The 21,698-nt window shown below is 68.0% G+C and carries 21 protein-coding genes; 12 read left to right on the top strand and 9 right to left on the bottom strand.

Annotation, left to right across the window (positions count from 1 at the left end; all coding sequences use genetic code 11):
* The first annotated feature begins 2 nt into the window (after window positions 1-2).
* Window positions 3-992, top strand: a complete 990-nt coding sequence (locus tag ACZYY4_RS07805; RefSeq protein WP_463809148.1) for an NAD-dependent epimerase/dehydratase family protein — start codon at window positions 3-5, stop codon at window positions 990-992.
* 23 nt (window positions 993-1,015) lie between these two features.
* Here ACZYY4_RS07805 and ACZYY4_RS07800 read toward each other — a convergent pair whose 3' ends face one another.
* From ACZYY4_RS07800 to ACZYY4_RS07775, 6 genes are all read right to left on the bottom strand, one after another.
* A complete protein-coding gene (locus ACZYY4_RS07800; protein ID WP_463809146.1) occupies window positions 1,016-2,392 on the bottom strand; it encodes an HNH endonuclease signature motif containing protein in 1,377 nt (458 codons plus the stop codon).
* 134 nt (window positions 2,393-2,526) lie between these two features.
* Entirely contained in the window at window positions 2,527-3,972 is a 1,446-nt protein-coding gene (locus tag ACZYY4_RS07795) for an amidase family protein (RefSeq protein WP_463809144.1), read from the bottom strand.
* A gap of 90 nt (window positions 3,973-4,062) precedes the next feature.
* Window positions 4,063-5,412 (bottom strand): FAD-binding oxidoreductase, encoded by a 1,350-nt coding sequence (locus ACZYY4_RS07790; protein WP_463809142.1) that lies wholly within the window; start codon window positions 5,410-5,412, stop codon window positions 4,063-4,065.
* A 34-nt stretch (window positions 5,413-5,446) separates the two neighbouring features.
* Window positions 5,447-7,852: an FtsX-like permease family protein gene (locus tag ACZYY4_RS07785; RefSeq protein ID WP_463809641.1), complete on the bottom strand. Its 2,406-nt coding sequence runs from the start codon at window positions 7,850-7,852 to the stop codon at window positions 5,447-5,449.
* Between the two features lie 116 nt (window positions 7,853-7,968).
* Complete coding sequence (locus ACZYY4_RS07780; RefSeq protein ID WP_463809140.1) at window positions 7,969-8,760, bottom strand: ABC transporter ATP-binding protein; 792 nt, start codon at window positions 8,758-8,760, stop codon at window positions 7,969-7,971.
* A gap of 295 nt (window positions 8,761-9,055) precedes the next feature.
* Complete coding sequence (locus tag ACZYY4_RS07775) at window positions 9,056-9,859, bottom strand: DUF3109 family protein (protein WP_463809138.1); 804 nt, start codon at window positions 9,857-9,859, stop codon at window positions 9,056-9,058.
* A 71-nt stretch (window positions 9,860-9,930) separates the two neighbouring features.
* Between ACZYY4_RS07775 and ACZYY4_RS07770 the strand changes: the two genes are divergently transcribed.
* The 9 genes from ACZYY4_RS07770 to ACZYY4_RS07730 all read left to right on the top strand — a co-directional run bounded on the left by ACZYY4_RS07770 (window position 9,931) and on the right by ACZYY4_RS07730 (window position 17,769).
* On the top strand, window positions 9,931-10,923 hold the full coding sequence (locus tag ACZYY4_RS07770; RefSeq protein WP_463809137.1) for a Ppx/GppA family phosphatase: 993 nt from the start codon (window positions 9,931-9,933) through the stop codon (window positions 10,921-10,923).
* Window positions 10,920-12,074 (top strand): hypothetical protein, encoded by a 1,155-nt coding sequence (locus tag ACZYY4_RS07765; protein ID WP_463809135.1) that lies wholly within the window; start codon window positions 10,920-10,922, stop codon window positions 12,072-12,074. The genes ACZYY4_RS07770 and ACZYY4_RS07765 overlap by 4 nt, the downstream gene beginning before the upstream one ends.
* A gap of 17 nt (window positions 12,075-12,091) precedes the next feature.
* Window positions 12,092-12,934 carry a sugar phosphate isomerase/epimerase family protein gene (locus ACZYY4_RS07760; protein ID WP_463809133.1) on the top strand — a complete coding sequence of 281 codons (843 nt, stop codon included), beginning with the start codon at window positions 12,092-12,094 and terminating at the stop codon, window positions 12,932-12,934.
* Window positions 12,935-12,975: 41 nt separating this feature from the next.
* Entirely contained in the window at window positions 12,976-13,803 is an 828-nt protein-coding gene (locus ACZYY4_RS07755) for a thioesterase family protein (protein WP_463809131.1), read from the top strand.
* Between the two features lie 57 nt (window positions 13,804-13,860).
* Window positions 13,861-14,844 (top strand): pyrroline-5-carboxylate reductase, encoded by a 984-nt coding sequence (gene proC / locus ACZYY4_RS07750; RefSeq protein ID WP_463809129.1) that lies wholly within the window; start codon window positions 13,861-13,863, stop codon window positions 14,842-14,844.
* Between the two features lie 139 nt (window positions 14,845-14,983).
* Window positions 14,984-15,241: a helix-turn-helix domain-containing protein gene (locus ACZYY4_RS07745; protein WP_463809127.1), complete on the top strand. Its 258-nt coding sequence runs from the start codon at window positions 14,984-14,986 to the stop codon at window positions 15,239-15,241.
* A gap of 192 nt (window positions 15,242-15,433) precedes the next feature.
* Window positions 15,434-15,535, top strand: coding sequence for a 30S ribosomal protein bS22 (locus ACZYY4_RS07740; protein ID WP_003402602.1), 102 nt, complete (start codon window positions 15,434-15,436; stop codon window positions 15,533-15,535).
* Between the two features lie 85 nt (window positions 15,536-15,620).
* Window positions 15,621-16,736 (top strand): SDR family oxidoreductase, encoded by a 1,116-nt coding sequence (locus ACZYY4_RS07735; protein WP_463809125.1) that lies wholly within the window; start codon window positions 15,621-15,623, stop codon window positions 16,734-16,736.
* Between the two features lie 4 nt (window positions 16,737-16,740).
* A complete protein-coding gene (locus tag ACZYY4_RS07730; RefSeq protein WP_463809123.1) occupies window positions 16,741-17,769 on the top strand; it encodes a lysophospholipid acyltransferase family protein in 1,029 nt (342 codons plus the stop codon).
* Between the two features lie 84 nt (window positions 17,770-17,853).
* Here the strand turns inward: ACZYY4_RS07730 and ACZYY4_RS07725 are convergent, their stop codons facing one another.
* From ACZYY4_RS07725 to ACZYY4_RS07715, 3 genes are read right to left on the bottom strand one after another with little or no spacing between them, the layout of a single operon-like run.
* Entirely contained in the window at window positions 17,854-18,372 is a 519-nt protein-coding gene (locus tag ACZYY4_RS07725; protein WP_463809121.1) for an FAS1-like dehydratase domain-containing protein, read from the bottom strand.
* Window positions 18,373-18,431: 59 nt separating this feature from the next.
* Entirely contained in the window at window positions 18,432-19,328 is an 897-nt protein-coding gene (locus tag ACZYY4_RS07720) for an HAD family hydrolase (protein WP_463809119.1), read from the bottom strand.
* A 53-nt stretch (window positions 19,329-19,381) separates the two neighbouring features.
* Window positions 19,382-19,840 (bottom strand): nuclear transport factor 2 family protein, encoded by a 459-nt coding sequence (locus ACZYY4_RS07715; protein ID WP_463809117.1) that lies wholly within the window; start codon window positions 19,838-19,840, stop codon window positions 19,382-19,384.
* A gap of 36 nt (window positions 19,841-19,876) precedes the next feature.
* Between ACZYY4_RS07715 and ACZYY4_RS07710 the strand changes: the two genes are divergently transcribed.
* Window positions 19,877-20,146, top strand: a complete 270-nt coding sequence (locus tag ACZYY4_RS07710; protein WP_463809115.1) for a glutaredoxin family protein — start codon at window positions 19,877-19,879, stop codon at window positions 20,144-20,146.
* A gap of 171 nt (window positions 20,147-20,317) precedes the next feature.
* Window positions 20,318-21,697: a glutamyl-tRNA reductase gene (locus ACZYY4_RS07705; RefSeq protein ID WP_463809114.1), complete on the top strand. Its 1,380-nt coding sequence runs from the start codon at window positions 20,318-20,320 to the stop codon at window positions 21,695-21,697.
* Window position 21,698 lies beyond the last annotated feature (1 nt).

Below are 21,698 nucleotides of genomic sequence, written 5' to 3'. Positions count from 1 at the left end.
TAATGCGTGCATTCGTCACCGGCGGAACCGGATTCGTCGGCTCGAACCTGGTGGCCGCGTTGCTCGATCGCGGCATGCAGGTGCGGGTGCTACGGCGTTCGACGTCGCCGATGGCCGCGCTGGACGGGTTGGACTGTGAGACCCTGGTCGGTGACGTACTCGACGGAGTCGATGCGCTGACCGAGGCGATGGCCGACTGCGATTGGGTGTTCCACACCGCGGCGATCTCGGACTACTGGCGCTACCGGACCCAGACCCGGCTGTACCGCACCAATGTCGACGGCACCCGCGACATGGCCGCCGCCGCTCAGCGCGCCGGGGTGCAGCGTTTCGTCTACACCAGCTCGCTTGCCGCACTGGGCGTCCCGGTGCGCGGGCATGAGCTGGTTGAGACCGACGAGTTCAACATCCGCCCCCGGCAGTTCCCCTACGGGCATAGCAAGCACCTCGCCGAGGCCGAACTACGCAAGGCGGTCGCGGCGGGTCTGCCGGCGGTGATCGTCAACCCGTCGGTGGTCATCGGGCCTCGCGACGTCAACCGCATCGCCAGCGCGATGCTCGTCGAAGCAAAGCATGGCCGGTTGTGGTTCGCGGCTCCCGGCGGCACCAACTTCGTCTCGGTCGATGACGTGGTGGCGGGACATATCGCTGCCGCCGAACGGGGCCGGATCGGGGAACGCTACATCCTCGGCGGGGAGAACCTGCCGTTCCGTGAGGTGTTTACGGCCGCCAACGAGCTCTTCGGCCGGGGTGCGCCCTCGATCGTGTTGCCGCGCTGGATAATTCCGGTGGCGGCGGCCGGGGTCAGCGTCGCCCGAACCATTGTGGGGCCGCGGCTGCCGATCGATGCTCGGCAGATGCGACTGTCGACGGCCGAGATCTACGCCGACGCCGGCAAGTCTCACAATGAGCTGGGCGTGCCGTTCACCCCGTTCCGCACCGCGCTGCGCGCCGGCTACGAGTGGTACCGCGACAACGGTTACCTGGATTAACTGCAGGAGACGACCCGCACCGGTTACGGACCTTCGCCGTCCTCATCGTCGGAGTTGTTCTCGTGCAACAGCTTTTCGGGGTGGTGGTAATAGTTGGTGCGGGGTTGGCCGTGGTCGAGATGGGGTGGCGGCAGGGTTTCGGTGGTGCCGTCGTGGCGTTTGCGGGTTTTCCAGCCGCCTGAGGTGATGAGTTCGTGGTGGGGACCACAGCGCAGGCTCAATCCGTCGATGTCGGTGCGCCCGGTGGTGGCGTAATCATCGTCGTGGTGGACTTCGCAGCAATACCCGGGCACAGTGCAGTTCGGGTGGCCGCAGCCGCGCTCTTTGGCATACAGCACGATCCGCTGCGCTGGTGAGGCCAGTCGTTTGGTGTGATACAGCGCCAGCTCTTTGGCGCCCTGGTAGATGCGCAGGTAGTGGTGGGCGTGTGACGCCATGGCGATCACATCCGACATCGGCAGCCAACTCCCGCCGCCGGTGTGGGCTTTTCCGGCCCCTGCCTCCAGGTCGGCCAGGGTGGTCGAGACGATGATGGTGGCCGGCAAACCGTTGTGCTGGCCCAGGTCTCCCGACGCCAGCATGGCGCGGCACATCGCGGTGAGCGCATCATGGTTGCGTTGTGCGGCACCGCGAGTGTCGGCCTCGATCGCTTCTTGGGTGGGTGTGCCGCTGGCACACGGTATGGGGTCAGCGGGGTTGCACATTCCCGGGGCCGCCCAGCGGGCCAAGACCGCATCCCAGGTGGCCCGTGCCTGCGGATCGAGGTAACCCTTGATCGGGGTCATGCCGTCGCGGTCTTGGGGGCCCAGCACCACACCGCGGCGTTTGGCCCGTTGGTCGTCGGAGTAGTTGCCGTCGGGATGCAGGAGATCAGTGAGCCGACGGGCGAGTTTGGTCAGCTCGTCGGGACGACACCGGGTGGCCAGGCCGGCCAGGTGCTGTTCGGCTTGGGTCAGGGTGCCCGGATCGATGCTGTCGGGGAGGTAGTGGAAGAAGGAGCGGATCACCGCGACGTGCTCGGCGCCGATGTGTCCCTGCCGTTGAGCGGTGGCCACGGTCGGCAATGCCGCTTCTAGGGGTTCTCCGGTCATGGCCCGGCGTGGTCCCAGTTCGGCGGCGTCAGTGATGCGGCGGGCGGCTTCACCACGGGTGAGGTGCAACTCGTCGGCCAGCACCCAGCGAGGTTTGCCGCCGATCTCGGCGGGGTCGGCGGCGGCGAGCTGGTTGACCATCGGATGCTCCAGCGCCGGCAGTCGGCGGCGCAGCCGCTCGCAGCGCCGCAACACGGCAACGCACTCCCGTGGCGTCAACGCATCGAAATCGAGTTCCAGCGCCCGGTCCAGGTCAGCGGCCAGGACGTCGAGTGCCTCGACGATCTCTTCCCGGCCATTCGAACGCATGTGCTAATCCTAGCCCGGATGTCCGACAAGTCGCCGAAGTTATCCACAACCAAAACCACAGTGACACAAGTGAATGCAGTGACCTGCGCTACCACGGCGACCGCGCCGCCCGGCTCCGCCCCGCTTGCGATCGCCTAGCCGACGTGGCTCAGCATCGCCTCGGTCGGGGGCCGGCGCTGAGCCCACGGCTGTACCGATTCGATCTGTGCGGCAAGGGAAATCAGGGTGGCTTCGTCGTTGGCCCGCGCCACCAGGTGCACCGCCTCGGGTAGGCCGTCGGCAGCGATCCCGGTCGGGACGGAGATCGCCGGCTGCCCGCTGTAGCACTGCGGGAAGGTGAACGGGATGAACTTCAGCATCCGCAGCATCGAACGGGTCGGGCCGTATCCCTCGAAGTAGCCAACCCGTACCGGCGGGATCGCCAGCACCGGGGTCATCAGGATGTCGAAGTCGGCGATCGGGCGTTGCAGGCGGGCGGTGATCCGGGGCTCGGCGGCGACGGCGCGGCGGGCAGCCCAATCCGGGACCAGGCGGCTGGTTCGGGCCTCGGCTTGCATGCGCCGTTCCAGCAGTTCGGTTTTCGGCAGCCGTTCGATCTCGTGGGCGAACCCGTTCATGAACAGCGCGAGCACTGCGGCGATACCCAGCACCGGATAGACCGGGTCGCGTTCGATCACCTCGTGGCCCAGTGAACGCAACAACTCCGCGGTCTCCAGCACCGGCCGACGCACCTCGTCGCTCACCTGTACCGGGACCACCGGCCTGAATGACATCGCGATCCGCAGCGGCCGCGGCGGTGCCAGCAGGGCTTCCATCAGTGGCGGCGCCGGCGGCGGTGAAGGAATCTCGTCGTCGGGTTCGGGGCCGGTCATCGCGTCGTGCAGCAGTGCCGCGTCGACGACGGTGCGGGCCAGCGGCCCGATGTGGTTGAGGCCGTGGAAGCGGTACGCCCGTTCGGGCGACTCCTTGGTGCTGATCCGTCCGCGCTGCCCCTTCAACCCGACCAGTCCGCAGCAGGCGGCCGGAATGCGGACCGAGCCGCCGCTGTCGCTGCCGGTGGCGCCCGGCACCATCCCGGAGGCGACGGCGGCGGCGGACCCGCCACTGGAGCCGCCCGGAGTCCGGTACAGATCCCACGGGTTGCGGGTCACCCCCCAGGTCGCAGATTCGCTCACCGGGTAGGCGCCGAACTCCGATAGATGGGTCTTGCCGATGATCACCGCGCCGGCGGCGCGCAGCCGGCGAACCGCGGCGCTGTCAGTGCTGGCCGGACCGACGTCAATTCCGGTGCCGCACATCGAGGAAACGCCAGCCACGTCGGTGTCGTCCTTGACCGCGATGGGCACGCCCGCCAGCGGCAGCACCTCTCCGTCCGCCAGCCGCTGCTCCACGTGCGCCGCCTCGGCCATCGCCCGATCGCCGAGCACCGTGCGAAACACGTTCAGAACCGGGTCAAGTCGGGCGATCCGATCCAGGTACAGCGTCACCAGCTCGCGCGGGGACACCTCCCGCTCGTGCACCAACTGCGCCAGGCGCGCGACGCCGGCAAACGCCAAGTCATCATCGTGCGCGCCAGACATGCCTGTGTCCTTTCCCCCGCGGACCACAATACCCACCCTGTTCTGCGTAAATGTGTGGCCGCATTGGCGACACACTGAGAACTGCGAACGTCAGCGCGCGGGCTCGATGTTGTGGTTGAGGGTGAACCTGTTGTCGGGGTCCAGACGCGCCTTGAGGTCGGCGAGACGTTGGTAGCCGGCGTCGCCGAAGGTCGCGCGGATGCGGTCCTGGCCTTCGTCGCCGACGAAGTTCAGATAGGCGCCGGCGGGGCCTAGCGGCCGCAGGATCTCGAAGGCCTGACCGGCCCACGCCGTGCAGCGAGCGGTGTCGGCCGGGTCGGTCCAGGTCGTCATCAAATGGATGATGTACGGGTGCTCCCGGGTGGCGACGGCGGTCGCCTCCGGCGGCACCCGGCTGGCATACCCGCCGAGCCGGATCACGTGCAGTCGGGTCTGCGCCGAGGGCCGCGACCGGCCGAGCAGGGCGATACGGCGGATCGCCTCGTCGGTGAGTTCGGTCAGGAACAGCGACTTCCAGTAGTTCAGCCAGCCGTACGGCGCCGTCTGGTCGATGGCCTGCTGCCAGGTCGGGTACTCCAGCTTGTGCTGCAGTGCCAGCACGGGTTTGGCCGCCGCGCCGCGGACGTTGAGCAGCGCGTGGACGTCGTCGGCGGCGACCGGGTCGGTTCGCGTCGAGCAGGCCAGGATGTTGACCAGCGACTGTCCCGACGTGAGGTCGGAGGAGAAGTCCAGGATTGAGGCCAGGTGATCCGGCGCGTCGTCCATCTGGGTGCGGAAGTGTTTGCACGCCGCCTCGGCGTCGGTGTCGGGGTAGGACTGCACACCGGCGGTCACCCCGTCGACCGGATGCAGTCGCAGCATGAACTGCGCGACGACGCCGAAGTTGCCGCCTCCGCCGCGCAGGCCCCACAGCACGTCGGCGTTCTCGGTCTCGCTGACCGACAGCACCTCGCCGGACGCCAGCACCAGCTCCGCGCCGATCAGGTTGTCACAGGTCATGCCGTAGGCGCGGGACAGCCACCCGATGCCGCCGCCGAGCGAGAAACCGCCGACGCCGGTCGTGGACACCACCCCGCCGGGGCAGGCCAGGGCGTAGCTGCTGGTGACCCGGTCCACGTCGCCCCAGGTGGCGCCGGCGTCGACGTAGGCGATCCGCGCTTCCGCGTCGACCCGCACTCCGCGCAGCATCGTCAGGTCGATGACGATCCCGCCGTCGGTGGTGGAGTGGCCGGCGACGCTGTGTCCGCCGCTACGCACCGCGATCTCGGCGCCGGAGTCCACGGCGTAGCGCACGGCGGCGACGATGTCATCGGTCGAGCGGCACTGCAGCACCACCCGCGGCCGCTTGTCGATCAGGCCGTTGAAGACTTGACGCACCTTCTCGTAGAGGCGATCGCCCGGGTAAATGGCATCGCCGGTGAAACCCGCGGGGGCGGTCACTGTCATTGCATCCTTCGGGTCGGCGCGCCGAGGCTCACTCGTCGCGAAGTTCGGTTGCCGGGGTGGACCGGGTGGACTTCCATGCGGGAATGATGGCCGCGAATACCGCAGCGACGGTGGCCAGCACGGCATACAACACCGCATCGGTCCACGGAAACACCAGTGGGGTGACCAGCCCGACGTTGACGACGGCCGCTCGCCGAACCGCCTCGGAGATGGCGATCGACAGCACCGCGCCGAACAATCCGCCGGCCGCACCGGCGACGACGGCTTCGATGGTGGTGATGCTGAACACCCGCGCGCGGGTGGCGCCCAGCGCCTGGATCAGGGCCACTTCGCGCCTGCGCCGGATCCCGACCAGCAGCAGCGTCGACAACACCGATATGAAGGCGATGGCGAGCAGGCCGTACTTGAGGGTGTTCAGCGGCGTGAGGTAGCGGCCGATGGAGGTCGCGATGTCCGAGGCGTAGCCGTCGGTGTCCACCGCGGTCACCGGCTGGTCGAACGTCGCGGCGCCGATGTTGTCGATGACCTGACCGGCGGTGAACCCCGACTCGGGGGTGGCGAAGATCAGGCCGGCGGGCTGCGGGCCGTAGATCTGCTCGGCAATCGAGTAGGGCATATAGATCCGGCGGCCGCCGTATTCGGGGGTGGCCACAATGGTGCCGATGCTCATCGCCTGTGCGTCGAGTCCACTTCCAAACACAAGAGTGTCACCGATGTGGAGATTTTTCTCGCGCGCCAGGACGCTGCCGATGACGATCTGATTGGCTTTCTGGCTTGCCTCTGGGGATTGCCCGGCGAGTAATCCGAACGGAAATGTCGGCCGATCCTGCGCCTGAATATGTGCCAGCGACCCGTCTTTGAGGCTGATCTCGATTTCAGCCATCCGCTCGATCTTTTCCACGCCGGCCACCGAGTTCAGTTTGTTGACCGTCTGCGGGGCGAATCGGGCATCAATGGGCCCGTAATCGGCGAACTGCGTCGTGGTGATCGCAATGCGGCCGTCCGCCTGGGATTCGGCAACCTTGGTGGCGCCCATGTGGATCGCCACCAGGAATCCCGACAGCAGGATGGCGACCACCACGGGCACCGCGATGGCGCCCGAGATGGCCGCGGTGCGCGACCGGTCCGAACGCAGCGCGTTCAGGGCGATGGTCAGCGTCGCCCCGTTCGACTTGTCCGGCCGCGGGCGCAGGCTGGTGACGGCTTGCGCGCTCAGGTACGCAGTGGCCAGTAGCAGGCCGATGAGCGCAACAACGGCGCCGGCATCGGCGATGATGGCCTGCCAGGCCACCAAGGCGCCGGAAAGCGTCGCCAGCCGTGCTGCGATCACCCCGGCCAGCCCGATCGCCAGCAGCAGCAGTGCCTTGAACCAGATCTTGCGTTGCGTGGTCTGTTCCTGCGCCGCCCGACCGGACAATTCAGCTGCGATGGGGGTTTTGGACGCCGTCAGGGCGGGACCTACCGCGGCGCCGACCGCCAGCAGGAGGCCGGCCAGCACGCCGACCACCAGGATCGCCGGTTTGAGGACCACTGGGACGGTGACGCCGACGAACCGTTCGGTCAGCTCGCTGGCGCTGGACACGATCGGTTCGGAGATCACGATGCCGGTCAGCACGCCCATCGCCGATCCCGCCGCGCCCAACAGGGCGGCCTCGCTGAGGAATCCGGTCATGATCGAGGCCGGGGACGCCCCCAGCGCGGAGGCGATCGCGATCTCGCGGCGGCGTTCCTCAACCGAGAGTCTGGTGATCTGGGTGATCAGGATGACCCCGACTCCGACCGAGATCAGCGCGAAGATGCCCAGCAGGGGCAACAGCACGTCGTTGACGTTGTAGCCGCGCGCAGGTTCGCTGCGGGTCTGCACGCTGTAGGTGGGGCCGAGCGTGGTCTCCAACCGCTGCTGGACCTGCGCGGAGTCGGCGTCCTTGGCCAGAGTTACGTACAGCATGTCCACTCGGTCACCGCGGGCGAACTGCACTTTGGCCATGCTCAGCGGCATCACCGCGACCAGACCGTTGTTGACGTCGTCCAGATCGGGCACCCGCTGGAACTTGTCCACCGACAGCTGCCCGACGTCGGTGACCAGGGTCGCTGTGGAGCCCAGGGAGTCGCCAAGTGAGCGCGAGATCGACGGCGGGGGTTCGAGCTGCCCGGTCTGGCAGACCTTCGGGTCGACGATCCACTGTGCGGAGCAGTCCACGCCGAGGCCCAGTCCGAAGCTCTCCTTGTCACTGTCGCCATTGCTGCGGATCATCGTCACGCCGCGGATGACCGGCACGACGGCCGCCACCCCGGGCACCGAGCGGGTGTCTTCGACGACCGCCGGGCTGATGCCGCCCCGGGTGGCCGCACCGACCACCCGCAATGGCGCCGGTCCGGCGATCTGGTAACCGACGTCGTCGACAGCCTTGGAGACGCTGGTGACCTCGATCATGACGGCCACGACGACTGCGACGCCGCCACCCAGCGAGAAAGCGGCCAGTGCAGCCCGGAAAGCGTGTTTACGAACGGCCCGGAAATTGATTATCCGAAGGAGGCCGAAGGTCGCGGCTAATGTTCCGCGAGCCATGTCACATTGTTGGGCGTATGAGCCATTCCACTGTCCGTCTCGATTTCACCGTCGAGCAGTGAAACCAAACGCGGGGCGTCGTCGGCGATTTTCCGGTCATGCGTCACCAGAACAATTGTCTGGCCGGCCGCATTCAGGTTGTACAAGGCGTCGATAACGCGGTGGCCATTAACGGTGTCCAGATTGCCGGTCGGCTCGTCGGCGAGAATGACGTCGGGTTTCATGAAAAGTGCTCGCGCGACGGCCACGCGTTGCTGTTCGCCGCCGGACAACTCCGACGGGACCCGCTTGGATTTCGCGGCCAGCCCGACCTGATCCAGCAGACTCATCGCGTGAGCGTGCTGGGAGCGGCCGGATTTACCGGCCAGCAGGCCCGGGAGCATGACGTTCTCCACGACCGACAGGCCCGCTAGGAGGTTGAATGCTTGGAAGACGTAACCGAGTGTCTGACACCGGACAGTGGCCAACTGCCGGCGTGACAGCGCCGAGACGCTGTGGCCGTTGATGAGAACATCGCCGGTGGTCGGCATGTCCAGCAGGCCCAGGATGCTCAGCAGGGTGGACTTGCCGGAACCGGACGGTCCGACCAGGGCGACGAATTCACCGCGGGTTATCTGGATATCGATGTTGCGCAATACCGGTGTGGCGGAATCGCCGTCACCGAACTGTTTGTTGAGTTTTCGCGCTTCGAGGACCACGGGAGGCCTAAGAACTACCGGCGGCGTGAGTCCGTTCCGGTCGAGCTCCACGGTGTGCATGTCGGTCCTGATCATGAATCTCCAGCGGGCGTGTGTAATACAAGATCATGCCCGCGTAGCGCGAGTTTCTCAATTCGTTACGCACTCTGACGTTGCTGCGCCTAGCGGGGAGGCCACTGACGATCATACCGACGTGCGCCCCTTGCCGAAAATCATTCCTCCGTGACTCCGCACACCATTGATTGCCCTGGTTGGCGGTGGTTCTCGTGGTGCGCGGGCTCCGCCGGCGGTCCTGCTTCGGCCAGAAACAACAGCTGACCTGCAGTTATTGGTTCATGGACCGTTAGCCATCGAAGTGTACGATGCTCCGCTACCCGTCGGAGTTGCGTTGCGCAGCTTCGGTGGCGGGATGCAGCGCCACCAGGCCGAGTTCGTTGCGGCGCTTGCAGATCCCCGCCAGCTCGGCGTAGGCCCTGGCGCCCAGCAGTTCGGTGAGTTCAGGCGCCAGGCTCTGCCAAACCTGCCTGGTGCCGACGTGCGCCGCCGGGTCACCGGTGCAGTACCAGTGCAGGTCTTCGCCGCCGGAACCCCAGCCCCGCCGGTCGAATTCGGTGATCGTCGTCTTGAGGATCTCGGTGTCGTCGGGCCGGGTCACCCACTCCTGGCTGCGCCGGATCGGCAGTTGCCAGCACACCTCGGGTTTCATGGTCAGCGGCTCCACGCCCAGCCGGACGGCCTTGATGTGCAATGCGCAGCCCGCCCCGCCGGCGAAACCGGGCCGGTTCAAGAAGATGCAGGCGCCCTTGACGGTTCGGGTGCGCAGTTGCTCCTCGCCGTCGTTCTCGTCGTACTCCAGGTAGCCCTTCTTGCCCAGACCCTTGTCGCGGTACTGCCAGTCGGCGTCGGTCAGCTTTGCGACGGCGTCATCGAGGTTGGCGCGGTCGTCGTCGTCGCACAGGAAGGCGCCGTGCGAACAGCATCCGTCGTCGGGCCGGCCGGCCACGATGCCCTGGCAGGCCGCGGTGCCGAACACGCACGTCCAGCGCGACAGCAGCCAGGTCAGGTCGGCGGCGATCAGATGCTCGGAGTTGTCCGGGTCGTAGAACTCCACCCATTCGCGGGGAAAGTCCAAACCGACTTCACGGCGACGGGGGCCGGGCTGCGTGGGGGTCACAAAACTCCACGCTAGACCAGAAATTCCGGTTGTCTCGCGTTGACGATGCCTCGCCCCACTAAGTTGGTTCCGTGCGATTAGGCGTGCTCGACGTCGGCAGCAACACTGTCCATCTCCTTGTGGTCGATGCCCACCGGGGCGGTCACCCGACCCCGATGAGTTCGACCAAGGCCACGTTACGGCTGGCGGAGGCCACCGACAGCTCGGGCAAGATCACCCGGCGCGGCGCCGACAAACTGGTGTCCACGATCGGCGAATTCGCCACGATCGCAGCGAGTTCGGGCTGCGCCGAGCTGATGGCGTTCGCCACCTCGGCGGTGCGCGACGCGTCCAACTCCGAGGACGTGCTGGCCCGGGTGCGCACCGAGGCCGGCGTCGAGCTGCAGGTGTTGGAGGGGGAGGACGAGTCCCGGCTGACCTTCCTGGCCGTTCGGCGGTGGTTCGGCTGGAGCGCCGGACGGATCATCAACCTCGACATCGGCGGCGGCTCGCTGGAAATGTCCAGCGGTCTCGACGAGGAGCCTCAGGTGGCGTTGTCGCTGCCGCTGGGCGCCGGCCGGCTAACCCGGGAATGGCTGCCCGAAGACCCGCCCGGGCGGCGCCGGGTGGCGATGTTGCGGGACTGGCTGGACACCGAGTTGGCGACGGCGGCCGCCACCGTGCTCGACGCCGGTCCGCCCGACCTGGCGGTGGCGAGTTCCAAGACGTTTCGTTCGCTGGCCCGGCTCACCGGTGCGGCTCCGTCGGCCGCCGGGCCGCGAGTGCGGCGCACATTGACCGCCGCTGGCCTTAGGCAGCTCATATCATTCATCTCTAGGATGACCACGGCCGATCGTGCCGAATTGGAGGGGGTGAGCGCCGAGCGGGCCCCGCAGATCGTGGCGGGTGCCCTGGTGGCGGAAGCAAGCATGCGAGCGCTGTCGATCGAAACGGTTCAGATTTGCCCGTGGGCATTGCGGGAGGGCTTGATCCTGCGGCGACTCGACCGTGAAGCCGACAGCGCCACCTTGCTGCGATCCTCATCTGTGGGCATGGCCCGAGGGGCGGGAGGGAACCGACGATGACTGGGCCCAAGCCGGATCCCCGCGACGTCGAGACGCGGCCGATCTCGGTTGCCGAACTGCTCGCCAAGAACGGGACGATCGGCTCGCCGCCGGTCACCGGGAGGCGTCGGCGCAGGCGCGGCAATGCCGACGCGGTTACGGTCGCCGAACTGACCGGCGAGATCCCGATCATCCGCGACGAGGACGGCCCCCCGGGGCAGGACCCTCCAGACGAGCCGTCGGACGGCTCCGAGAGCGCCGAGCGTTCCGACGGCGAGGCGACCGGAGGCTTGCTCGCCGGCCCGGCACCGGGGTTCGTCGACGAGGAGCCGTCGGCCACCGGGCCACGTCCCGTGGAGCGGAGCAGCGGGCCCGCCACCGGGCCACGCCCCGTGGAGCGGGGCAACCGGCCTGCCACCGGGCCACGTCCCGTGGAGCGGGGCAACGCGCCGTCCACCGGGCCACGACCCGTCGAGCGGGTAGAGGCCCCCCAGCGGTCGGAACCCGAACCGCGCTGGCCCAAATCCCCGCCGCAACCCGCGCGCAGTAGCGGCCCCCAGCAAAGTGCTTACCCGCGACCGATGCGCCGGTCCGATCCGCCGCCCGCGGAGAACGGCCGCCCGGCGGTCGCCGCCCAGTCGACGGGCTCGGGCGCGGAACGAATGCGTCCCGACCCGGTCGACACCTATGCCGACGTCGAAGTCGACGTGATGGACACCGACGTGCGGGAGCCCGAGCTGCCGACCGGGGACTCCGCCTACGTGCGCTCCTTCCTCGACAAGGCCGGCAGCACCGACCGGTCGGCCCGGGCGGATTTCGACGCTGACGTCGACCCTGCCGATGCCGCAGCCTTAGCCGGATCCGACGATGCCGACAACGTCACATCCGACCCGGCCGACGAGTACGTCGGCCGACCGGGGGCGGTCGGCGGGTTGCTGGTGGTGCTGCAATCGATGTTGGCGGTGGCGTTCGGCGGCGGATTGTTCATCGCCTTCGACCAGCTGTGGCGGTGGAACAGCATCGTGGCACTGGTGCTCACGGTGCTGGTCACGCTCGGTCTGGTCGCCGCCGTGCAGGCCGTCCGCAAGACCGTCGACATCGTCAGCACCTTGATCGCGGTCGCGGTCGGTCTGCTGGTCACTTTGGGGCCGCTGGCGCTACACGCCAATTAGCCGTTCACTATTAGTCCGTGCGCCCCGCCATCAAGGTCGGCTTGTCGACAGCTTCGGTTTACCCCCTGCGGGCCGAGGCCGCTTTCGAGTACGCGGCCCGGCTCGGGTACGACGGCGTCGAGCTGATGGTGTGGGGGGAGTCGGTCAGCCAGGACATCGGCGCCGTGCGAGGGCTGTCGCGCAAGTACCGCGTTCCGGTGCTGTCGGTACATGCGCCGTGTCTGCTGATCTCGCAACGGGTCTGGGGCGCCAACCCGATCCACAAGCTGGAACGCAGTGTCCGTGCCGCTGAACGGCTCGAGGCGGAGACCGTCGTGGTGCACCCGCCGTTCCGCTGGCAGCGGCGCTACGCCGAGGGATTCAGCGATCAAGTCGCCGAATTGGAGGCCACCAGCCAGGTTGCGGTGGCGGTGGAGAACATGTTCCCGTTCCGGGCCGACCGGTTCTTCGGCGCTGATCAGTCCCGCGAGCGGATGCGCCGCCGCGGCGGTGGCCCGGGAGCGGGGATTTCGGCGTTCGCGCCGTCCCACGACCCACTCGACGGCGACCACGCGCACTACACGCTGGACCTCTCGCACACCGCGACGGCCGGCACCGACGCGTTGGAGATGGCCCGCCGGATGGGTTCGGGCCTGACGCACCTGCACCTGTGCGACGGCACCGGGCTGCCGGCTGATGAGCATCTGGTGCCCGGACGCGGCGACCAGCCCACGATCGAGGTGTGCCAGCTGCTGGCCGCCGGTGATTTCACCGGTCACGTGGTGCTGGAGGTCACCACTTCGCAGGCGCGTTCGCCGCACGAGCGCGAGGCGCTGCTGATCGAGTCGTTACAGTTCGCCCGCACGCACTTGCTGCGCTGATCGCCTGTACCTGCTGATCGCTTGGACACAAGGAGCCCCGTGTGACCTCATCCACGCTGTTCACCGACGCCATGGCCCTGGTGCGAATCGATGGCCATGACGATGGCGACACCGTCATCTTCGCCGGTGAACTCAACCGGCACTGGACGATCGGCCCCAAGGTGCACGGCGGCGCCATGCTGGCGCTCTGCGCCAACGCCGCCCGCACCGCCCATGGCGGCGGCCTGGAGCCGGTCGCTGTGTCCGCCAGCTATCTGTGGGCGCCGGACCCCGGTCCGATGCGGCTGGTGACCACGATCCGCAAGCGCGGCCGCCGGGTCAGCCTCGTCGACGTTGAACTCACCCAGGGCGACCGCACCGCGGTGCGCACCGTCGTCACCTTGAGCGAGCCTGAGCACCAGGCGCCGCCACTGCTGTCGTTCAACCCGGTGGTGCCGTTGATGACGCCGGAGCCGCCACCCGGCTTGGAGCCGATCGGTCCGGGCCATCCGATGGAACACATCGTGCACCTGGCACATGGCTGCGATATCCGGCCGGCGTTGACCACGCTCGGCCCGCGCTCGGACGGCGGCCCACCGGTGATCGAGATGTGGGTGCGGCCCAAAGACGCCGCGCCCGACGTGCTGTTCGCGCTGCTGTGCGGCGATGTGTCGGCGCCGGTGACCTACGCCGTCAACCGCAACGGCTGGGCGCCCACCGTGCAGCTCACCGCCTACCTGCGGGCCGTCCCGGCCGACGGCTGGCTGCGGGTGATCTGCAGCTGCGTGCAGATCGGTCAGGACTGGTTCGACGAAGACCACACCGTCGTGGACTGCGAGGGCCGGATCGTGGTGCAGTCCCGGCAGCTGGCCATGGTCCCCGCCCGGTAGCGCCGGTCGGGCAGTTCAGGTTTCGCCGGTCGACCCGCCGCTTGCGATCGCCCTGGGTTGTTGCGGTCGACCCGCCGCGCGCGGCTCCGCCGCGCTTGCGATCGCTCTGGGTTGTTGCGGTCGACCCGCCGCGCGCGGCTCCGCCGCGCTTGCGATCGCCCGGTCTGCCATGCTGTCGCCATGGCCAGAATCGCGATCATCGGCGGCGGGAACATGGGCGAAGCCTTGCTGGCGGGTTTGCTGGCGGCTGGACGCCCGGTCAAAGACCTGGTCGTTGCCGAGCGGTTCGGTGACCGGGCCCGACAGCTCGCCGAGAAGTATTCGGTGCTGGTGACATCGGTCGCCGACGCGGTGGAGAACGCCTCCATCGTGATCGTCGCGGTGAAGCCGCAGGACGTGGACTCCGTCGTCGCCGAGTTCGCCAAGAACGTCACCGCCGCCTCCGAGGCCAGTCCCGAACAGGTTCTGGTGACCATCGTGGCCGGCGTCACCACCGGGTACGTGGAAGCGAAGCTGCCGGCGGGCACCGCAGTCATCCGCGTGATGCCGAACACCCCGGTCAAGGTCGGCGCCGGGGCCAGCGCGCTGGCCAAGGGACGGTTCCCCAGTAGCGAGCAGGTCGACCAGGTCGCCGCGCTGTTCGAATGCGTCGGCACGGTGGCGATCGTTCCGGAGGAACAGCTGGATGCCGTCACCGCCGTGTCGGGTTCCGGGCCCGCCTATTTCTTTTTGATGGTCGAGGCGCTGGTCGACGCCGGGGTCGCCGCCGGACTGAGCCGGCGCGGCGCCACCGATCTGGCCGTGCAGACCATGGCAGGGTCGGCGCAGATGCTGTTGGACGGGCGCGACGAGCCCGAGGGGACGGCGAATGCGGTCATCGACACCGCCCCGGCGCAGCTGAGAGCGATGGTGACTTCGCCCGGGGGAACCACAGCGGCCGCACTGCGCGAACTGGAGGCCGGAGGCCTGCGGACCTCGGTCGATCGGGCGGTTCAGGCCGCAAAAACACGCTCTGAGCAGCTAAGAGTTACACCAGAGTAATTCACTTATTTTTCACATATTGCCCCTCACCCGTCGCAGGAACCCCATTCGTCCCGCTATTCTCCTCTATGTCTGTGCGTGTGGGCGTAGCGGTGGGGAAGCCGCTGGGACTGCACGTGCCTGATTGAAATGGGTAACGATGACGTCTGCGAACGGGCCTTCGGCACGAGACTCGGCTGGCGGCAGGGCCGCACGGGAAGCCGGCTCTGGCGAGACGGGGCGAGCACAATTTCTCACCGTGGCCGAGGTGGCCGCGCTGATGCGGGTCAGCAAGATGACGGTGTACCGGCTGGTGCACAACGGTGAGCTGCCCGCGGTACGGGTGGGGCGGTCTTTTCGGGTGCACGCCAAGGCGGTGCACGACCTGCTGGAGACTTCCTTCTTCGACGCGGGCTGACCACCGGTCGACAGCTAAGCGCCCCCCGGGCGTCGCCGCACGGCGACGCCCGGGGTCGGCTGTCTTGTCGGGCCGGTCGGGTGCCGGTTTTCTGCTCTACACCCGCCTACGGGTAAAGTGACCGGGTCGACCAAGTTCAGCAGCGCCACTCTGGCGGCGCGGGCCGAAGCAGATAAGCAGATAGCGGAGTTCATGGGTTCAGTCATCAAGAAGCGGCGCAAGCGCATGTCGAAGAAGAAGCACCGCAAGCTGCTTCGCCGTACTCGGGTGCAGCGCAGAAAACTCGGTAAGTAACTCCGCCTGGCCCTGCCCCGGGCCCCCGAACGGAAACGGTCGATCGCCGGTATTGCTTTTCCGGAGCGGCCGTTAGGCTGGCGGGGTGGACGAGGCCGGCCCCCCGAGCGACAGCACGCGAAGCGATGTCCGGCACTACCCGAAGGTTGTGTTGGTCACCGGCGCGTGTCGGTTCCTAGGTGGCTATTTGACCGCCAGGCTGACGCAGAATCCCTTGATCAACCGGGTGATCGCGGTGGACGCGGTCATGCCGAGCAAGGACATGCTGCGCCGGATGGGACGCGCCGAATTCGTCCGCGCTGACATTCGCAATCCCTTTATCGCCAAGGTGATTCGAAACAGCGAGGTTGACACGGTGGTGCACGCTTCCGCGGCGTCGTACGTGCCGCGGTCGGGCGGCGGAGCGGCGCTGAAGGAGCTCAACGTGATGGGCGCCATGCAGTTGTTCGCCGCCTGTCAGAAGGCGCCCTCGGTGCGCCGGGTGGTGCTCAAGTCGACCTCGGAGGTCTACGGGTCGTGCTCGCGCGATCCGGTCCTGTTCACCGAGGACAGCACCAGCCACCGGCCGCCGACCCAGGGTTTCCCCCGCGACAGCATCGACATCGAGGGCTACGCCCGCGGGTTGGGCCGGCGCCGGCCGGACATCGCGGTCACCATCCTGCGGATGGCCAACATGATCGGTCCCGCCATGGACACCGCGCTGTCGCGCTACCTCGGCGGCCCGCTGGTTCCGATGGTGCTGGGCCGGGATGCGCGCCTGCAGCTGCTACACGAGCAGGACGCGTTGGGCGCCCTGGAACGGGCCACCATGGCCGGCAAGGCCGGCACCTTCAACGTCGGCGCCGACGGCATCATCATGATGTCGCAGGCGGTGCGCCGCTCGGGACGGATCCCGATACCGCTGCCCGGACTGGGATTGTGGGCGCTGGATTCACTGCGGCGGGCCAACAACTACACCGAGATCAACAGGGAACAGCTGAATTATCTCAGCTTTGGTCGGGTGATGGATACGACTAGAATGCGAACCGACCTCGGGTACAGCGCCAAATGGACTACTGCCGAGGCGTTCGATGACTACGTGCGGGGACGAGGTCTCAATCCGATCCTCGACCCCAAATGGGTGCAGTCGGCGGAACGGCGCGCGGTGAGCGCGGCGCAACGCCTGGGCGATATCAGTTTCAACAGGGTGCGGGGAGGTTAACGTAATGGCTGGTGATTCCAGGGCCAAAGTCATTCCGCTGCACAGGAATTCGGGAGCCATGCGCCGGCACCCGTCGACACTGGCCGGCCCTGGCGAACGGGCTTCGGCCGAGCAGATCGCCGCCGTCGTCCGCGAGATCGATGCGCGCCGCGCCGCCGCGGGGGCGCCCGACGACGCCGAGTCGGCGCCCGGCGACTTCGCCCGGCGGGTGGCCTCGGTCGTCGGGTTCCTGCGGGAGCGGATCACCGGTGACTACCAGGTCGACGAGTTCGGGTTTGATCCGCACTTCAACGAGGCCGTCGCGCTGCCACTGCTGCGGTTCTTCTTCAACGAATGGTTCCGGGTCGAGGTCAGCGGTATCGAGAACCTCCCGGCCGACGGGCCCGCGCTGGTGGTGGCCAACCACGCCGGGGTGTTGCCGATGGACGCGCTGATGCTGTCGGTGGCGGTGCACGATCACCATCCGACCCAACGCGACCTGCGGATGCTCGGCGCCGACCTGGTGTTCGACCTGCCGCTGATCGGACCGGCCGCCCGCAAGGCGGGCCACACCGTGGCCTGCACCGTCGACGCCAACCGACTGCTGGCGGCCGGCGAGCTGACCGCGGTGTTCCCGGAGGGCTACAAGGGCCTGGGCAAGCGGTTCAAGGACCGCTACAAGCTGCAGCGGTTCGGTCGCGGCGGCTTCGTGTCGGCGGCGCTGCACACCGGAGCGCCGATCGTGCCGTGCTCGATCGTCGGCTCCGAGGAGATCTATCCGATGATCGCCGACGTCAAGTTGTTGGCCCGGTTGCTGGGTGTGCCGTACTTCCCGATCACGCCGCTGTTCCCGCTGGCCGGCCCCGCCGGGCTGGTGCCGCTGCCGTCGAAGTGGCACATCACCTTCGGTGAACCGATCGTGACCACCGGCTACGAGGCCGGCGCCGCCGACGACCCGATGGTCACCTTTGAGTTGACCGACCAGGTGCGCGAGACGATTCAACAGACGCTGTACCGGCTGCTGGCCGGTCGCCGCAACATGTTCCTCGGCTGACTTTTTTCGGCCGAGCGTGCGCGTCTCCGGTCGACACGCCGCGGTTTTCGCCGGGATCGCGCACCCTCGGCGAAAGGATCCGAGCTACTTCTGGCGGTTGCGCATCGCCTCGATGGCGGCGATCGTCGCCGCCTCGGTGTCGGCGTCCTGGTTGATCGACTCGCCGAGCATGGTGACGACGCTGGTCACCACCGGCTTGCCGTCGGCGTCGGTTACCTCGCTGCGGACCTCGCTGACCACGGTGCCGTGTGACTCGATTACCGAGTCCAGGTAGGTGTCGAAGAACAGCTTGTCACCGGCCACGATCGGCCGGTGGAAGGTGAATTTCTGGTCGCGGTGCAGCACCCGAGCGATGTTGATCGGGATGTCGAATTTGTCGAAGATCTCCAGCTGGACCTGACGTCCGGCGACCGCCAGGAACGTCAGCGATGCCAACAGGCCCGGGTGCCCGGCTTCGGTGGCAGCGGCCTCGTCGAAGTGGGTCGGATGATCGTCCTTGACCGAGCGGGCGAACTCCCGGATCTTCTCCCGGCCGACTTCGAAGTAGTCCGGGAACCGGTAGTGGGTACCGATGATTCCCTGCGACTCCGTGTGTACTGCCATGCCGGTCTACCCCTCCGCTCGCCGTGGTGTTCGGCGGCGGAAGCTTATCAGCGAGCAGCTCACACGCGCTCGTTCCGGTGCGCCACGGCCGCAGCCAGGGCCCCGCCGACGGCCCCCAGGGCCAGCGCCGACGGCACACCGATCCGCGCCGCCCGCCGAGCGGTGCGGAAGTCGCGGATCTCCCACCCCCGCTTGCGCGCCATCTCGCGCAAAGCGGCATCCGGATTGATCGCAACCGCGGTGCCGACCAGCGACAGCATCGGCACGTCGTTGAAGCTGTCGGAGTAGGCAGTGCAGCGTCGCAGGTTCAGCCCCTCCCGGATGGCCAGCGACCGCACCGCGTGCGCCTTGCCGGGCCCGTGCAGGATCTCGCCGACCAGCCGGCCGGTGAACACCCCGTCGACCGACTCGGCGACGGTGCCCAGCGCACCGGTCAGCCCGAGCCGGCGGGCGATGGTCTCGGCCAGCTCATAGGGGGTGGCGGTGACCAGCCACACCTGCTGGCCGGCGTCGAGGTGCATCTGGGCCAGCTCGCGGGTGCCGGGCCAGATCTTGTCCGCGATGATCTCGTCGTAGATCTCCTCGCCCAGATCCACCAGCTCCGACACCGGCCGCCCCTCGATGAACGCCAATGCCTTGGTTCGGCCGGCGGCGACGTCGTCGCTGTTCTCCCGGCCGGTCAACTGGAACTTGGCCTGGGCGTAGAGGAAGCCGACGACATCGCGGTAGGTGAAGTAGTTGCGGGCGGCCAGCCCGCGGCCGAAATGCACCATCGAGGAGCCCTGCACCAGGGTGTTGTCGACGTCGAAGAACGCGGCTGCGGTCAGATCCACCGGCGCGGGCGTATCGGCGTCGAGAACGTCGTCAAGCGCCCGGTCGGCGCTGGGGTCGCCGGCCAGCGACTCGAAGTCGGCGCCTGCTGCGGAATTCCCGTCGGCCGGGCCCGGTAACGCCATCACCCGACTCCTTCCGCTGTGCCTGACGGCCGGTCATCCGGCCGCCATCAACCCTATCCGGCCCCGTGGCCCAAGACCCCCAGGTGATCGCGCAGATCACCTTTGAGATCGAGCATCGAGTAGTCCCGGAAACTGAACCGCCAGACACCGTCCACCCGCTCGAACTCGTCGTGGTAGCGGCCGGCGGCGATCACTTGCAGCGCCACGGCGTCGGTCTGTTGCAACACCGTGTAGTAGGACCGGCAGGTGGCGGTCCCGGCTTCCTCGTCGATGTCGAGAATCGGGTTGGTGATGACGTGTTTGGTGCACGGGGTGCCGTCGGCATGGATCTTGACCAGCCCGCGCCACAGCTGCAGGATCCCGGCGCTGTCGAGTACGACCTTGCCGTCGGCGTCGGCCTTGATCCGGGCATGGGCGAACAACGCCGCGGCCGAATCCAAGTCGCCGGCGTCCATCGACTCGGCGTAGCGATACAGCAGGTTCGTGATCGACACCGCACTTCCGCTGGTCATATCGAAAACATAGCCACCCTGCGCCACACTGAAGCCATGGCCCGCCCCCAGGTGCAGTTGCTGACCCGCGACGGCTGTCCGGTCTGCGTCACGGTGCACGCCCAGCTGACGCAGCTGGCCGCCGAACTCGGGTTCGACCTGAACGCCACCGACGTCGACGTCGCCGCTGCGGCCGGTGACACCGCGCCGCGCGCGGAATTCGGTGACCGGTTGCCGGTGGTGCTGCTCGACGGGCGCGAACACAGCTACTGGGAGGTCGACGAGGCCCGGTTGCGGGCCGATCTGGCCGGCCGGAACCCGCGCTGACGGCACGCATGGTTCCCCGACAAGCGGGCCTACCCGGGTAAGAAACCGCACACCGGGCGGCATCGAGCAGGCAAACAATCGAACAAATTTGGTGGGCCAGCGCCTTAGCCTCTACCGTGGAGTGAAGTTTGTTCACGGGTGACAGCAAGGAGCGGACCAGGTGATATCGCCGTGAGCGTCCTGCTCTTCGGGGTTTCGCATCGCAGTGCCCCGGTCTCGGTACTCGAGCAGCTCAGCACCGCCGAATCCGATCAGGCCAAGATCGTCGAGCAGGTGCTGGAATCGCCGCTCGTCACAGAGGCGATGATCTTGTCGACCTGCAACCGGGTCGAGGTCTACGCCGTCGTCGAGGCGTTCCACGCCGGGCTGTCGGCGATCGGCCAGGTGCTCTCCGAGCATTCCGGCATGTCGATGACCGACCTGACCAAATACGCCTACGTCCGCTACAGCGAGGCCGCCGTCGAGCACCTGTTCTCGGTGGCCAGCGGCCTGGACTCGGCGGTCGTCGGCGAGCAGCAGGTGCTGGGCCAGGTGCGCCGGGCCTACGCCTCCGCCGAGGCCAACAGCACCGTCGGCCGGGTGCTGCACGAACTGGCCCAGCGGGCACTGTCGGTGGGCAAGCGGGTGCACTCCGAAACCGGGATCGACGCCGCCGGTGCGTCGGTGGTGTCGGTTGCCCTCGGCATCGCCGGTAAACAGCTGGGCGACAACGCGTTACAAGGTCGGACCGCGGTGGTGATCGGCGCAGGATCGATGGGTGCGCTGTCTGCGGCGCACCTGGTGCGCGCCGGTGTGGAACACATCCATGTCGTCAACCGCTCGCTGCCGCGTGCCCAGCGCCTGGCCCGCAAGATCCGCGACAGCGGTGTCACGGCCGACGCCGTCGGCCTGGACCGGATGGCCGCAACACTGACTGTCGCCGACGTCGCGGTGTGCTGCACCGGGGCGGTGAGCCCGGTCGTGTCGCTGGCCGACGTGCACCATGCCCTGGCCGGCGGTAACCGTGACGAGGCGACTCAACCGCTGATGATCTGCGACCTGGGCATGCCGCGCGATGTCGACGCCGCGGTCGCCGGACTGCCCGGGGTGCGGGTCATCGACATGGACCGGATCCAGCGCGAGCCGTCGGCGCAGGTCGCCAGCTCCGACGCCGACGCCGCGCACGGCATCGTCGCGCGTGAGGTCGCCACCTATCTGGCCGGTCAGCGGATGGCCGAGGTCACCCCGACGGTGACCGCGCTGCGTCAGCGTGCCGCCGACGTGGTCACCGCCGAGCTGCTGCGGCTGGATCACCGGCTGCCGGATCTGGACACCGCCCAGCGCGACGAGGTGGCGCGCACCGTGCAGCGCGTCGTCGACAAGCTGCTGCACGCCCCCACCGTGCGGGTCAAGCAGCTGGCCAGCTCGCCTGGCGGCGACAGCTACGCCGAGGCGCTGCGCGAGCTGTTCGAGCTCGATCCGACCGCCGTGGATGCCGTCGCGACCGCCGGGGAATTGCCAGTGGTGCCGGACGGAACCGACGTCCGCGCCGAAACCGGGTCGGCCGGGTAGA

The organism is Mycobacterium sp. IDUB_21 (genome assembly GCF_055419425.1).
This window is presented reverse-complemented; position numbering and strand designations above follow the sequence as displayed.

Coding starts and splice junctions, on each gene's coding strand:
- ACZYY4_RS07805 (WP_463809148.1), top strand. CDS start 3: ATGCGTGCATTCGTCACCGGCGGAACCGGATTCGTCGGCTCGAACCTG.
- ACZYY4_RS07800 (WP_463809146.1), bottom strand. CDS start 2,392: ATGCGTTCGAATGGCCGGGAAGAGATCGTCGAGGCACTCGACGTCCTG.
- ACZYY4_RS07795 (WP_463809144.1), bottom strand. CDS start 3,972: ATGTCTGGCGCGCACGATGATGACTTGGCGTTTGCCGGCGTCGCGCGC.
- ACZYY4_RS07785 (WP_463809641.1), bottom strand. CDS start 7,852: ATGATCGAGGTCACCAGCGTCTCCAAGGCTGTCGACGACGTCGGTTAC.
- ACZYY4_RS07780 (WP_463809140.1), bottom strand. CDS start 8,760: ATGATCAGGACCGACATGCACACCGTGGAGCTCGACCGGAACGGACTC.
- ACZYY4_RS07765 (WP_463809135.1), top strand. CDS start 10,920: ATGACTGGGCCCAAGCCGGATCCCCGCGACGTCGAGACGCGGCCGATC.
- ACZYY4_RS07745 (WP_463809127.1), top strand. CDS start 14,984: ATGACGTCTGCGAACGGGCCTTCGGCACGAGACTCGGCTGGCGGCAGG.
- ACZYY4_RS07740 (WP_003402602.1), top strand. CDS start 15,434: ATGGGTTCAGTCATCAAGAAGCGGCGCAAGCGCATGTCGAAGAAGAAG.
- ACZYY4_RS07730 (WP_463809123.1), top strand. CDS start 16,741: ATGGCTGGTGATTCCAGGGCCAAAGTCATTCCGCTGCACAGGAATTCG.
- ACZYY4_RS07725 (WP_463809121.1), bottom strand. CDS start 18,372: ATGGCAGTACACACGGAGTCGCAGGGAATCATCGGTACCCACTACCGG.
- ACZYY4_RS07720 (WP_463809119.1), bottom strand. CDS start 19,328: ATGGCGTTACCGGGCCCGGCCGACGGGAATTCCGCAGCAGGCGCCGAC.
- ACZYY4_RS07715 (WP_463809117.1), bottom strand. CDS start 19,840: ATGACCAGCGGAAGTGCGGTGTCGATCACGAACCTGCTGTATCGCTAC.
- ACZYY4_RS07710 (WP_463809115.1), top strand. CDS start 19,877: ATGGCCCGCCCCCAGGTGCAGTTGCTGACCCGCGACGGCTGTCCGGTC.